Here is a 13,344-nt window from a genome sequence, read left to right on the forward strand (position 1 = left end):
ACCCGGCTGATGGGGGGAGAGTAATGTGGGGTGATGGGGGTGGGGATAAGTTTTCCGGGAAGACGCGATGCAGCACCCTCCCCCTTGCGGGGAGGGCTGGGGTGGGGGGATGGGCGGCAGGGTGCCGAAATCAGGCGCCGGTGTGTGGGAGCACCCCCTCCTAGCTCCGCTAGGCCTTCGGCCAAGCTGCGCTACCTCCCCCGTCAAAGGGGGAGGTGGGGGTCCGGTGTTTGGGAAGGCTCCCCGCCATTCGCGCATAGCGCTCATGGCCTTCTCCCCGAGGGGGAGAAGAATTGGTCCGGCGTTCGCCTCTTATTCCTCTCCCCGTCGGGGAGAGGCTTGCAAGCGCCCTGAAATCGCTCCGGTGGAGCGATTTCAGCGAGCAAGGCCCGGCAGGGCTGGATCGGGCGAAGCCCGAGACGGGTGAGGGGGATGGGCGGCGGGGTGTTTGATTTCTAACGCCTGCGCCTGCCGGCACCCCCTCCCAGCTTCGCTAGGCCTTCGGCCAAGCTGCGCTACCTCCCCCGTCAAGGGGGAGGTGGGGGGCCGGCGTTTGGGGCGGCTGCCCGCCATTCGCGCTTAGCGCTCATGGCGGCGTTTGCCGCATGATCACGACCCCTGGCGCGCTGGTCATGCCTGGGGCGTTTCGCCGCGGAAGAGGGGGGCGTTGTTGCGCATCAGGGTGGCGATGCGGTCGGTGACGGTGCGGATGGCGGGGCTGTGGCGTTCCTCGTGGTGGCAGACCAGCCATTGCTCGGTTTCCAGCTCGGCTATGGTGCCGGCCATGCGGGCGATGCGGGGATCGGCGTCACCGATGAAGCAGGGAAAGACGGAAATGCCGGCCCCCGCCGCCACCAGGTCCAACAGGCTCATGGCATCATTGCCGCGCGTGGCGATGCGGTCGCCGTGGCGGGCATGCAGCCAGCGGGCCGACTGGGTCTGGGCCCCCTCGCCCGCCATGCCGACGAAATAGCCGGCAGCGACGCCGCTCACCAGCTCGGGACGGGCATAGAGACCATAGGCGACCCGGCCGATCAGCCGCCCGGCGAGGAAAGGCTCGGTGGGCCGCTGGTTGCGAATGCCGATATCGGCATGGCGGCGGCCGATATCGACCTTGTGATTGGCGGTGACCAATTCGAGCCCGAAGCGATCCGCCGCCGTCCAGATGGCGGCGATGTTGCGGGCCAGGAAGGACGAGGTCCAGGGCCCGGCCGAGACCCGCACCACGCGCTCGCCGATGGCCCCGTCCTTCCAGCGCTTGAGCGCCAGCATGGCCGCCTCCACCTCTTCGGCGCGGAGCAGCAATTCCTCGCCGGCCGGGGTGAGGCGGTAACCGGTCTGGCTGCGCAGGAAAAGCGGCTCGCCCACCTGGCGCTCCAGGGCGGTGACACGGCGGCCCAAAGTGGCGGCGGAAAGCCCGCTGGTCCGGGTCGCGGCGCTGAGGCCGCCCAACCGCGCCACATCGAGAAACAGACGGAGATCGTCCCAGGAGAAGTCCATTTTTATTTCTGCAAAGCACGTTGCAGTCTCGATTGTAGCGCAGATGCCTGCAAATGCGCAATTGTTGGAGCACGGAGACGGCGAGGCCTGTCTTCAAACACAGCAAATACCGACAATTCTGCAACGAGGATATCGCTTCCGCGCTCGCCGGATTGTCCGCATCGACGGAGAGAAAAATGTTCCAACCCCTTGCCCTCAGGCTGCGCAATTGGCGGCTGCGCCAGGCGACGCGGCGCAAGCTGGCCATGCTGGACGACCGGCTGCTGGCCGATATCGGGACGCAGCGCGACACGATCGGCGATTTCATCGCCCGCCGCGCCGACGAAACGGAAGGATGCTGACCATGCTGGACAAGACCGATCTGGGACCGCTTTCGGTATCGCGGCTGGCGCTGGGCGCCATGCTGTTCGGCGGCAATGTCGAGGAGAGCCTGTCCCGGCAATTGCTCGACCAATATGTGGCCGCGGGCGGCAATTTCATCGACACGGCCAATAATTACTCGTTCTGGACCGCCTATGCGGGCTCCAGCGAGGACCTGCTGGGGCGCTGGCTCAAGGACCGGGGGCGGCGCGACGACCTGGTGATCGCCACCAAGGTCGGCGCCCTGCCCAACCGGGCGGGCGCGGGCCTGGAGGATATCGAAGGGCTGGGGCGTACGGCCATCATGCGGGGCATCGACAGCTCGCTCAGGCGGCTGGGGACCGATTATATCGATCTCTATTATGCCCATATCGACGACCGGACCACGGATCTGGAAGAAACGCTGGCGGCCTTCAACGCGCTGGTGCAGGCGGGCAAGGTGCGCGCCATTGCCTGTTCCAACATGGCGGTCTGGCGCATCGAGCGGGCGCGGCAATTGAGCCGGCAGCATGGCTGGGCCGAATATGCGGGCCTGCAACAGCATTTTTCCTATTTCCGGCCCCGGCCGGACAGCGATCTCAAGCGCAATGCGGTCATGGGCCTGCGCGGCGGCTGGGGCACCGAGGCCGGCCTGCGCGGCCAGCATCTCGACTATATCCGCTTCAATCCCGATTTCCGCGCGGTGGCCTATACGCCCATGCTGCGCGGCGCCTATGCCGATCCCAGCCGGCTGGAGCCGGCCTATCGGACCGAGGACAATGACAAGCGCCGGGCGGCGCTGGAGGCGGTGGCCGGCGAGACCGGGGCCACGCCCAGCCAGGTGGTGATCGCCTGGCTGCTGCACTCCACGCCCGCCATCATCCCGCTGGTGGCTGCATCGACCCCGGCGCAATTGGCCGAGAACATTGCGGGGGCCGGGCTGACCCTGTCGGCCGAGCAGATGGCGCATCTGGACGGCGCCGCCTGAACCCCGCACGCAGAGGAGAAGAGACATGCATATGCAGAACCTGGGCCGTTTCGGGCCCGTGAGCCGGCTGACCCTGGGGGGTGGCGGCATTGGCCAGGTCTGGGGCCCGACTTCGGAAGCGGAGGCTGTGGCCACGCTGCGAGCGGCGGTGGATGGAGGCATTAGCCTGATCGACGCCGCGCCCGGCTACAAGATCTGCGAAGCCATGATCGGGCGGGCCTTCGAGGGGCGTCTGCCCGAGGGGGTGCGGGTGACCACCAAGCACGGCCTGGGCACGGTGCCGGCGGAGATGGTCTATCCGCGCCTGCGCGCCTCGCTGGAACAGAGCCTCAAGGACATGCGGTTGGAGCGGGTGGACATGATGCTGCTGCACAGCGAAATCCGGCCGGACGATTTCGACTATCCGCCGGGCCAGCCGCCCAGGGACGAGCGCTCCACCAGCCTGTCGCTCTATCGCGAAGCGGTGCGGCCGGCCTTCGCGCAATTGGTGGCCGAGGGGCTGATCGGGGATTGGGGCATTACCGGGATCAACCATGCGGCGGCGACAATCGCGGCGCTGGATTCGGATCCCGTGCCGGCGGCGGTCCAGGCCATCGCCAACCTGCTGGACAGCCCCGGCGAGATGAACGGCACCGGCCTTGCCCCACGCCCGCGCGAGGTGATCGCGGCGGCCAGGGCCGCCGGAAGCGGGGTGATGGGGGTGCGGGCCGTGCAGGCCGGGGCGCTGACCCATGGGCTCGACCGGGCGGACAATTCCGCCACCAGCCGGGATTTCGAGCGCGCCCTGCCCTATCGGGATCTCTGCGCGGCATGGGGCGAGGACCCGGCCGAGATCGCGCATCGCTATGCGCTGGGCATCGAGGGCGTGGATACGCTGGTGCTGGGCGTGAAGAACCGGGCCGAATTGGCGGCGGCCCTGGCGGCCGAACGGCGGGGGCCGCTGGAGGCGGACCGGGTGGCGGATATCGAGGCGCTGAAGCTGCGATAGGAAAGGGCCGCCCGATGGGCGGCCCTTCAACGTCCCGGGAGGAGACGAATGGTTCGGCCCAGGCCTATTCCTGGGCGATGCAGACCGTGGTGACGCCGCGATTGCGGAAACCGAGGGCGGTCGCGGCGGCCTTGGACAGATCGATGATGCGCTTGCCGTGGAAAGGGCCACGATCGTTGATGGTCACTTCCACCGACTTGCCGGTCCGCTGGTCGACGACTTCGACCTTGGTGCCGAATGGCAGGGTACGATGCGCCGCCGTCATGGCGTTCTCGTTGAAGGTTTCTCCCGATGCGGCCGTCTTCCCGTGGAAGCCAGGACCATACCAGGAGGCGCCGCCGCATTGGGCATAGGCTGCACTGGAAAAACTCAAAACACTTGCAGCACAGATGGCGGCGATAACGGCTTTCTTATTCAATGATCCTGAGCTCACTGTAGTTGTCGATGGCCGGTGAATAGAGGGGGGCGGCGGCCACAATGTGAGCAATTCCGGGCCTTTGCGGCCGGGCGGGGCGATTGTTGCGGTTTTGCCGCAGGGCACACGAAGAAAAGTGTTAACCATGCCCGGTAGAGTCTTGGAAACCTTGGAAAGGGAATCCACGACAAAGCCGAATCAACGCCTCAAGACGGCCAGAATCAGCAAAGGAGGGGAACCAGTTTGCGACCTGTGGCCGATGGGCAACGGTTGCAGGCAAGATGACTCAAACGGGCTTGCCGGGCGGGTTCCCCGGGAAAAAGGGCCGGAAATCGGGCCTGCGCGGCCCGCTTTGGGGCGGGAATGTGGCGCGTTTTTGCGACGAAACGGAGTGCCGGAGGGGGCACGGCCAAAAGAAAAGGGCGATGGCCTGGCCATCGCCCAGTCGATCAGGGAGATCGGTGCGCTCAGTCCTGCGGCTGGGGCACGATGCGCAGATAGGGCTTCAGCTCTTTCCAGCCTTCGGGATACTTGGTCTTGGCCTGTTCGTTGGAGACGGCCGGCACGATGATGACATCCTCGCCGCTCTGCCAATTGACCGGGGTGGCGACCTGGTGCTTGGCGGTGAGCTGCAGGCTGTCGATGACGCGCAGCACCTCATCGAAATTGCGGCCGGTGGAGGCCGGATATTCGATCTTGAGCTTGACCTTCTTGTCCGGGCCGATGACGAAGACCGAACGCACGGTCAATGTGTTGTCGGCATTGGGATGGATCATGTCGTAGAGGCGGGCCACTTTGCCTTCGCTGTCGGCCAGGAGCGGGAAATTGAGGGCGGAGCCCTGGGTTTCCTCGATATCCCTGGCCCAGCCGCCGTGATCCTCGAGCTTGTCCACCGACAGGCCCAGCACCTTGACGCCGCGCTTCTCGAATTCGGGCTTCAGCTTGGCCGTATAGCCCAGTTCGGTGGTGCAGACGGGGGTGAAATTCTTGGGATGGCTGAACAGCACCGCCCAGGATCCATCGATATAATCATGGAAGTGGATATTGCCCTCGGTGGATTCGAGGGTGAAATCGGGGGCGGTATCGCCAATCAGGATCGCCATATCGTCTTCCTTTGCCCGCCGGGGCGGGTCCATTCGCTTGTCAGAAGAATATCGTGCTCCCGCGCGTCCGTTGGAACGGCGTGGGGCGAAACGCTTTTGCCTTGTTTGCCGGGACAAAGGCAAGGCTTGCCCCTGTGGGCGGCGGCGCGAGAACGGGCCCTATTCGCCGGTGACCATGACCGAGCCCTGCATGGGCCGGGCCTCGGGGGCGCCATTGGTCCAGGTGACGTCGAGCCCGTTGAGCGGGACGACCGACAGGCTCATCTTGCCCGACCCCTGCTGGATTTCGCGGGCATGGCCCAGATAGACCAGCGCATTGTTGGCCGCATCGTAAATCCGGGTGACGCGCAGCGATTTCCAGATCAGCGAGCGGCCCTGCTGGAAGATTTCCTGGCCGCCGGCACTGGTGCGGATATTGCCGATGGTGATGGGGCCGATGGCCGAGCAATCGAGCGCGGAATAGGAGGGGTCCTCGAACCAATTGCCCTGGCTGACCCGGTCGATGAAGGAGCGGTTGAAGAAGGCCAGGTGGCAGACCACGCCCTCGACATCGGGATCGGCGACCGCCTCGATGGAAATGTCGTTGCCGGTCCAGTCGACGCCGACATTGCCCACTTCCCCGCCGCGGCCGCAGGCGGCGAGGGCGAAAGCGGCGGTGGCGACAAGAGCGAGGCGGGCAATATTGTTCATGGCGGGCTCCCGGGTTAGCCCGGCAAAGATGGGATTGCGCGATCCATTAGGCAAGTGCCGCTAGCGCCGGAGCCGGTCGTCCATGATCCGTTCCAGCCAGCGCACCAAGAGGGACAGCGAAATGGTCATGGTGAGGTAGAGATAGGCCACGACATTGTAGGTTTCGAAGAAGAGGAAGCTCGACGAGGCGGAGAGCTTGCCCAATTGGGTGATGTCCTGCACGCCCAGGGCCGAGACCAGCGCCGAATCCTTGACCATGGAGACGAAGTCATTGCCCAGCGGCGGCAGGATGGTGCGCAGGGCCTGGGGGAAGATGATGAAGCGGAAGCAATGCCAGCGGGACAGGCCGAGCGAGCGCGCCGCCTCGATCTGGCCGCGCCCCACCGCCTCGATGCCGGCGCGGAAAATCTCGGCGATGAAGGCGGAATAGCAGATGGTGAGCGCGAAAATGGCGCGCCAGACGAAATCGAAGCCGCGCACGGTGGCGGGGGCGATCCAGCCCAGGTCGATCAGCGGCGCCAGCACCCAATTGTAGGCGCCGACCATGGCCGGGGCGGCGACGAAGGCGATGTAGAACAGGAAGACGAGGATGGGGATGCCGCGAATGATCTCCACGTAGAAGGTGGCGATTTCGCGCAGGACCCGGATATTGGAGGTGCGCGCCAGGGCGACGAGCAGGCCGAGCAGGGTGGCGGCGAGGAAGGCCAGAAGCGTGACCCAGAGCGTGGTGAGGACGCCGCCGGAGAGCGTGCGGAAGATATTGGCATAGGTCTGATCGGTGGTGATCGCCCAGAGGCCGAGCACGAAGAGCAGCAGGATCGCCAGCAGCCAATAGGGCAGGCGCGCGAACAGGGATGGTCGGGGTGGACGTGGGGTCATAAGCAAGCATATGGCGGGACCACCGGCTTATACAGACCGGGCGGCTCCTGCGCCTCCTTCCCCCTTGAGGGGAGGGAATGAGGGAGGGGGTCCATCGGTGGCTGCCTGGACCACCCCCACCCTGCCCTCCCCTCAAGGGGGAGGGGGCGAAAGAACCATGACTTGGTGGCCCTAGTCCGCCGAATATTCGAAGAACCAGTAATTGATGCGCTCGTCGAGCCAGCCTTCCGCGCGGAGCTGGTCGAGGGCGAGGTTGAAGGGTTCGACGAGATCGGAGCCGGGGGTGAGGATGAAGCCGAACGGATCGGACTTGATGGCTTCGCCCGCCTGCTTGAAGGCCCCCGGATCGGCGCCGATATAGCCCGCCGAAGCGGCCTGGTCGGCAATGACGGCGTCGACGTCGCCGGCCTTCACGGCCTGGACCGCGGCGCCGAAGCTGTCGAAGGTCTTGACCCGGGGATTGGCCTCGTCGCCATCGAGCACGTCATAGATGGCGGTATAGAAGGACGAGGTGCCGGCCTGGGCGCCGAAGAGCAGATCGGGGTTTTCGGCGAAGCTTTCGGGGCTGGTGATGCGGTCCTCATCGGCGCGGACGAGGAAATATTGCTCGACCGTAATGAAGGGCTCGGTGAAATCGACCTGCTGGGCCCGTTCCTCGGTGATGGTGATGCCGTCGGCGCCGATGTCGAACTGGCCGTTGCGCACCGATTCAATCATCACGTCCCAGGCGGTCAGGTCCCATTCGACACTGGCATTGAGGCGCCTGGCGACCTCGTTGATGACGTCATATTCGAGCCCGATGCCATTGCCGTCCGGCCCGGCGAAATTGAGCGGGTAATAGGCGTTCTCGGTCACCGCGTGGATGACCCGGCCCCCAAGATCGGGAAGGTCCTGGGCCAAAGCGGGCGCGGCGGCCAGGACCAGGGTGGCGCTGGCAAGAAGGGCGGTGATCTTGATCATGAGGCGGCGGTCTCCCGGAATGTTTCGCCGGGAGACTAGACCAAGCGGATCGGCTTTGGAAATAGATCAGGCGTGGTCGCTCACGTCGGCGCCCGGCCCGTTCTTCTTGAGCGATTCAATGGCATTCTTGGCGCTGGCCTTGGAGGCATAGGTTTCGGTGCGCACCATGGTTTCGCCATTGCTGGCCACGAAGCGCACGAAATGCTGGCCGTCCTTGGATTCCACGATCTCGAAACGGTAGCCGGAGCCGGTCTCGTCCTTGGAAAGATCGGCCACGGAGGCATCCGGCGCATTCTTCTTCAGGGATTCGATGGCGTTCTTGGCACTGGCCTTGGCCTTGTAATTCTCCGACCAGAAAATCTTTTCCGAATTGTAGGAGAAGTCGAACTTGAACTGGTCGTTCGCCGCATTGGTGATATTGAACTTGTGTGCCATGACGCTGGCCTCCCTGAGTCTGGTCCGAAAAGACTATCCCAAAGTCAGCAATTGAAAAGGGATTATTTGTCCGTGCGGACCCGGTCGAGGTGGCCGAGATCGCGGTCCGGATCGATGCGGTCGCGCACCAATTGCTTGAGCACCCGGCTATCGGGAAAGCCGCCGTCGCGCTTGCGCTCCCAGAGGAGATCGCCGTCGAGCCGGATCTCGAAAATGCCGCCGGTGCCGGGGATGAGGGTCACCGCGCCCAGCTCGAGCGAGAAGGTGGACAGCAATTCCTGCGCCATCCAGGCGGCGCGCAGCATCCAGTTGCATTGGGTGCAATAGGCAATGGCGATCGCTGGCTTGGCTTGAGTCATGAGCGTGCGAAATCCCCGCGGCGAAACCCAGGGTAATCCATGGCGCGGGCAAAGCAAGACCGCCCGGCAAGGCCGGGCGGTCGAGAAGAGGCCGGTTTACTGGAACCAGACCACGGTGCGGCTGGACATATCGACCAGGGCCGGGCGGCCATCGATATAGACATAGCCGTAATAGGGATCGGTGGGCACCGGCGTGACCACGGTGTCGTCGGGCAGGACATAGCCGACCACGACATCACCCTGGGCCCCGATGGGATCGACCGGATTGGCGATGGCGAAATCGGCAGCCGACTGGCTCACCACATAGCCGGGCGAATAGACCAGGGTGGAGGTCTGCATATCGACCAGCCAGACGCGGCCATTGGCATAGATATAGCCATAGGCAGGATCGTCGGCCACCGGATAGACGGTGATGTCGGAGGGCAGCACATAGCCGACATCAAGGGTGCCATCGATGACGACCGGGGCGACGGGATTGGCGGCGACATAATCGATGGTGGACGTTTCGATACCGGCTTCGGCGCCGATCACCGCGCCGGCAAAGCCGCCGATGATCGCGCCGACGGGACCGCCCACCAGACCGCCGACCACGGCGCCGGTGGCGCCGCCGCCCGTGGCGCCGATGGTGGCGCCGGCCTCGGGATCGACCGTGCCGCCATCCTGGGCATGGACCGGCAGCATCAGTGCGAGCGAAAGCGTGGCCACAGAGGCCAGAAGCAGTTTCTGCATTTTCTTATTCCTTTCCATTGCGGACGGCTTTGGCAGCCAGCCCGCCAGGCTTGCGGATCGCCGCATTGCGGCAGGATTATCCGCCCCTTGGCCGAACGAACGGCAGCGCCCGGAAATCGTTCCGGCCCGGAAGGAATGTGATGAATGGCTGTGGCGCCGACGCTACAGCGCCTTTTCGATGTCTGGCGCAAGCGCGGCCGGCTCGGTGGCCGGGGCATAGCGCGCCATGGCCCTGCCATCGCGACCGACGAGGAATTTGGCAAAATTCCACTCGATGGCGCCGCCCGATCCACCCGGCAATGCCTGCTTGAGCCATTTGTAGAGCGGATGGGTCCAGCGGCCGTTGACATTGATGCGCGCGAAGAGGGGGAAGGTCACGTCATAGGTCAGCGAGCAGAATTGGGCGATCTCCGCGGACGTGCCCGGTTCCTGCCCGGCGAACTGATTGCAGGGAAAGCCCAGGACCACGAAATTGCGATCCCTGTACTGCCGGTAAAGCGCTTCGAGACCGGCATATTGGGGCGTGAAGCCGCATCTGGAGGCGACATTGACCACGAGGACCAGCTTGCCGTCATAGGCAGAGAGGGGTTGTTCCCGGCCATCGAGCAGAGGCAGGGTGAAATCGGAAAGCGTGGTCATGGAGCACCCGTTGGGTCCGGTGGCGAAGGGCCTCTGGGTAGGCCTGCGGAATGGAAGCGTCAAGGACAGCCTCCCCCGCCACGGGGAGGCGTCAGGCCGGCGGATGTGGGACTTCACACGAAGTCCCGATCCTCATTACACCGAGAACAGGGTCTCGAAGCCGCCGAAGATCATGCGCTTGCCGTCGAAGGGCATTTCGGGAATGCCTTCCATGCCCTCGGGCGACATCATCTTTTGCATGACCGCATCGCGGGTCGCCTTGTCGGGATATTCGATCCAGGAAAAGACGACCACTTCATCGGGCTTGGCCAAAACGGCGCCGTAGAAATCATTGGTCTCGCCCCTGGGCACGTCATCGCCCCAATTCTCGACGACACGGGTGGCACCCCAGGATTTGATCCGCTCCGCGGAGGCGCGGGAATGCTCCTGATAAAGCTGCTTGTTCGCCTTGGGAATGGCGGCAACGAAACCATCGACATAAGCCATTTTCGATCTCCTCATTTGGCTGGTTGAACGCAGGGCGGGGCCTGGCTCTTGCACGCCCCTGCCTCGACTTTGACGGATGGGCAGGGCTAATCTCGACACCCATCGGCAAAAAAGAGGATTTGAGCCATGAGCGTCACCCTCCATTTTCACGGCGCGGCCGGCACGGTGACCGGCTCGTGCTATCGGGTGGTGCATCCGGGAGGGCAATTCCTCGTCGATTGCGGGCTGTTTCAAGGAAACAAGAGCGTACGGGACCTCAACCTCAAGCCGACGCCTTTCGATCCCAAGGACATCGATTTCCTGCTGCTGACCCACGCCCATATCGACCATGCGGGGCTTCTGCCCAAGCTCTATGCCGAGGGCTGGCGCGGGCCGATGTGGATGACCGAGCCGAGCGCGGGCCTGCTCGAATATCTCCTGCCCGACAGCGCCGGCATCCAGGAAAGCGAGGCCGAGCGCGAGACCAAGAAGCGCGGGCGGCGTGGGGACGAACCCGCCCCGCCGCTCTATACGATGGCCGATGCCGAGGAGGCGCTGCAGCACCGGCACACCTGCCAGTACAAGGAATGGATCGCGCCGGGGCCGGGCGTCAGGGCGCGATTCTGGAATGCCGGCCATATCATCGGCTCGGCCTCGATCGAGGTCGAGGTGATGAATGGGGACGGCAAACTGGTGCGGCTGATGTTCTCGGGCGATATCGGGCCGGACGAGAAAGTGTTCTATGCCGAGCCCGAAGGGCCGGCGGGGTTCGACTATATCCTGTGCGAGAGCACCTATGGCGGGCGCGAGCGCGCCGATTACACCCTGGTGGAACGGCGCGAGGCGCTGAAGGCAGAAATCGTCCAGGCCATGCAGCGGGGCGGCAACCTGATCATCCCGGCCTTCGCGGTGGAGCGCAGCCAGGAATTGCTGCACGATATCGGCGTGCTCATCAAGAACGGGGAGATCGACCCCAAGCTGGTGGTGCTGGATTCGCCCCTGGCGAGCAAGGTGACGGGCGTCTACCGCAAATATTCCAAGCTGTTCGAAGACACCGAATTGTCGGCGGACGAATTGTTCAGCGATCCCCGATTCCGCATCATCGAGGCGGTGGAGGATTCGAAGGCGCTCAATGCCATCAAGGGCGGGGCCATCATCATGTCCGCCTCGGGCATGGCCGATGCCGGGCGCATCAAGCATCACCTGCGCAACAATCTCATCCGGTCCAATGCCACGGTCCTGTTCGTGGGCTACCAGGCGCCGGGCACGCTGGGCCAGATCATCCTTTCGGGCGCCAAGGAAGTGCGCATCCATGGCACGCTGGTGCCGGTGCGCGCCGCCATAAAGTCCATGGGTAATTATTCGGCCCATGCCGACCATTCCGAATTGATGGACTGGATAATTGCCCGCCTGCCGGCGCATGGCGCGCTGTTCCTGACCCATGGCGAGAACGAGGAGCGGCACGCCCTGCGCGAGGCGCTGGTGGCGGCGGGCAAGCTCGGCGGCGACCAGGTGATCCTGCCGGAACTGGACGATTATTTCGAACTGACCGCGGCCGGCATAAAGGCGGCGCTGAAGCCGGCGGCCCGGCGCGTCGATCTCCGGCAATTGCCGCAGGACTGGCACAACCTGTTTTCCGATTTCACCATAAGGCTGAGCCAGAGGCTGCATGAACTGCCCGATGCCGAGAAACTGGCGCTGATGATGCAATTGCAGGAGACATTGTCGGCGCTGGGGGCGGAAAAGAGCCCGCCGCCCATGCCGACGCCGGTGACCCCGGTGGAGACGCAGGCCTTCGACGAATAGCGGGCACCGGCGAGCGGCTAGGGCCGCTCCAGTTCCTCCACCGCCTCGGCCAGGTCCTCCATCTTTGCAGCCAGCTCCTGCACCGCCTTGATCAGGGGGGCGATGAACTGGTCGTAGCGCAGGGCGTGCCGGTCATTTTCGAGGACATGGCCGCCGAAGGATTTTCCCGCAAGGGTTTCGGCGACTTCCTGGGCGATGAGGCCGTAATGGATGCGGCCGTCGTCCTCGATCCAGGCGAAGCGCACCGGATTGAGGGCGCGGACGAAATCGAGGCCGAGATCGGAGGGGGCGATATCCTTCTTGAGGCGGGCATCGGAGGTCTGGATCGTGCCGGTGGCCGCCCAGATTGCCGACCAGCGGGCAGAGCTGGCGCCCAGGCTCAGCGTATTGTCGGCGGCCGGGCGCGGCGCGGCCACGAAGCTGGCGGCGCCGGTGGCGGCATTGACGGTGATGGCATCGCGCCAGGTCGAGCCGTCGGGGCTGACCTTGATGCGCCAATTGTCGTCGCCCATCAGGCCCATTTCGGCGCGGCCGGACCAATTGGACTGAAACAGCAGGCTGGCCGTCTGGGCGGCAGCACCCTTGTTGACCTTGACCTGATGGCCGGCGCCGGCATGGGTGAGCAGCGTCGCCTCGGCGGCGACAGCGAGCCGATTGGTGGCATCGGCCGAGGTATTGACGCCCAATTGCGGCAGTCCCGCCCCGGTGGCGGCCACGGCCACCCAGGCGGCGCCGGAATAGATCAGCAGCGCCTCGGCGGCGCGGTCGAAGACCTGCCAGCCCTGGGCCGGGTCGTAGAAGCGCCAGGCCCCGGCCTGGAAGGCGGCGATTTCCCCGCCATGGCCGGACCAGACGCCGGTGGCGCCGGCAGGCACGATCCAGGCTTCGCCCGGCAGGGGCGCGGCCGGCGGGGTGGCGAGGCTGGCCGATTGGACGATGGGCTGGACCAGAATATCGAGCCGGTCGAGCGCCTCGTTATGGGTGATATGCTTGAGGGCCTGTCCGGCCATGATGAAGGGCAGGTCGAGGCGGGCGGTGTGATCCATGAA

Annotated in this window: 16 protein-coding genes; 4 read left to right on the forward strand and 12 right to left on the reverse strand. The window is 64.9% G+C overall.

Annotated elements, in window-relative coordinates:
* Positions 1-630 precede the first annotated feature (630 nt).
* Positions 631-1,500 carry a LysR family transcriptional regulator gene (locus tag A3840_RS11215; protein ID WP_067456410.1) on the reverse strand — a complete coding sequence of 290 codons (870 nt, stop codon included), beginning with the start codon at positions 1,498-1,500 and terminating at the stop codon, positions 631-633.
* A gap of 176 nt (positions 1,501-1,676) precedes the next feature.
* Between A3840_RS11215 and A3840_RS19880 the strand changes: the two genes are divergently transcribed.
* The 3 genes from A3840_RS19880 to A3840_RS11225 are packed head-to-tail and all read left to right on the forward strand — an operon-like array spanning position 1,677 to position 3,815.
* Positions 1,677-1,841 (forward strand): YjiS-like domain-containing protein, encoded by a 165-nt coding sequence (locus A3840_RS19880; protein ID WP_205633371.1) that lies wholly within the window; start codon positions 1,677-1,679, stop codon positions 1,839-1,841.
* Between the two features lie 2 nt (positions 1,842-1,843).
* A complete protein-coding gene (locus A3840_RS11220) occupies positions 1,844-2,827 on the forward strand; it encodes an aldo/keto reductase (protein WP_067456487.1) in 984 nt (327 codons plus the stop codon).
* 25 nt (positions 2,828-2,852) lie between these two features.
* Entirely contained in the window at positions 2,853-3,815 is a 963-nt protein-coding gene (locus tag A3840_RS11225) for an aldo/keto reductase (RefSeq protein ID WP_067456413.1), read from the forward strand.
* Between the two features lie 64 nt (positions 3,816-3,879).
* Here A3840_RS11225 and A3840_RS11230 read toward each other — a convergent pair whose 3' ends face one another.
* The 10 genes from A3840_RS11230 to A3840_RS11275 all read right to left on the reverse strand — a co-directional run bounded on the left by A3840_RS11230 (position 3,880) and on the right by A3840_RS11275 (position 10,510).
* Positions 3,880-4,233: a septal ring lytic transglycosylase RlpA family protein gene (locus A3840_RS11230; protein WP_245676599.1), complete on the reverse strand. Its 354-nt coding sequence runs from the start codon at positions 4,231-4,233 to the stop codon at positions 3,880-3,882.
* Between the two features lie 464 nt (positions 4,234-4,697).
* On the reverse strand, positions 4,698-5,333 hold the full coding sequence (locus A3840_RS11235; RefSeq protein WP_067456493.1) for a peroxiredoxin: 636 nt from the start codon (positions 5,331-5,333) through the stop codon (positions 4,698-4,700).
* 159 nt (positions 5,334-5,492) lie between these two features.
* Positions 5,493-6,014, reverse strand: a complete 522-nt coding sequence (locus A3840_RS11240) for a CreA family protein (RefSeq protein ID WP_205633372.1) — start codon at positions 6,012-6,014, stop codon at positions 5,493-5,495.
* 69 nt (positions 6,015-6,083) lie between these two features.
* A complete protein-coding gene (locus tag A3840_RS11245) occupies positions 6,084-6,902 on the reverse strand; it encodes an amino acid ABC transporter permease (RefSeq protein ID WP_067456419.1) in 819 nt (272 codons plus the stop codon).
* 171 nt (positions 6,903-7,073) lie between these two features.
* The gene (locus A3840_RS11250; protein WP_067456421.1) at positions 7,074-7,862 is read right to left on the reverse strand and encodes a substrate-binding periplasmic protein; all 789 of its coding nucleotides are present in this window, start codon (positions 7,860-7,862) and stop codon (positions 7,074-7,076) included.
* A gap of 66 nt (positions 7,863-7,928) precedes the next feature.
* Positions 7,929-8,297 (reverse strand): YegP family protein, encoded by a 369-nt coding sequence (locus A3840_RS20260; RefSeq protein WP_067456424.1) that lies wholly within the window; start codon positions 8,295-8,297, stop codon positions 7,929-7,931.
* A gap of 62 nt (positions 8,298-8,359) precedes the next feature.
* Complete coding sequence (locus A3840_RS11260) at positions 8,360-8,656, reverse strand: Rdx family protein (protein WP_067456426.1); 297 nt, start codon at positions 8,654-8,656, stop codon at positions 8,360-8,362.
* Positions 8,657-8,752: 96 nt separating this feature from the next.
* On the reverse strand, positions 8,753-9,385 hold the full coding sequence (locus A3840_RS11265) for a DUF1236 domain-containing protein (RefSeq protein ID WP_067456429.1): 633 nt from the start codon (positions 9,383-9,385) through the stop codon (positions 8,753-8,755).
* A gap of 162 nt (positions 9,386-9,547) precedes the next feature.
* Positions 9,548-10,024, reverse strand: a complete 477-nt coding sequence (locus A3840_RS11270; RefSeq protein ID WP_067456432.1) for a glutathione peroxidase — start codon at positions 10,022-10,024, stop codon at positions 9,548-9,550.
* Between the two features lie 135 nt (positions 10,025-10,159).
* Positions 10,160-10,510 (reverse strand): DUF1428 domain-containing protein, encoded by a 351-nt coding sequence (locus A3840_RS11275; protein WP_067456436.1) that lies wholly within the window; start codon positions 10,508-10,510, stop codon positions 10,160-10,162.
* Positions 10,511-10,636: 126 nt separating this feature from the next.
* On the opposite strand from A3840_RS11275, the gene A3840_RS11280 reads away from it, so the two are divergent.
* The gene (locus tag A3840_RS11280; protein WP_067456439.1) at positions 10,637-12,295 is read left to right on the forward strand and encodes an MBL fold metallo-hydrolase; all 1,659 of its coding nucleotides are present in this window, start codon (positions 10,637-10,639) and stop codon (positions 12,293-12,295) included.
* 17 nt (positions 12,296-12,312) lie between these two features.
* Here A3840_RS11280 and A3840_RS11285 read toward each other — a convergent pair whose 3' ends face one another.
* Complete coding sequence (locus A3840_RS11285; RefSeq protein WP_067456442.1) at positions 12,313-13,341, reverse strand: DUF2793 domain-containing protein; 1,029 nt, start codon at positions 13,339-13,341, stop codon at positions 12,313-12,315.
* Positions 13,342-13,344: the final 3 nt, after the last annotated feature.

It is taken from the genome of Devosia elaeis (genome assembly GCF_001650025.1).
In the GTDB taxonomy this organism is placed as follows: domain Bacteria; phylum Pseudomonadota; class Alphaproteobacteria; order Rhizobiales; family Devosiaceae; genus Devosia; species Devosia elaeis.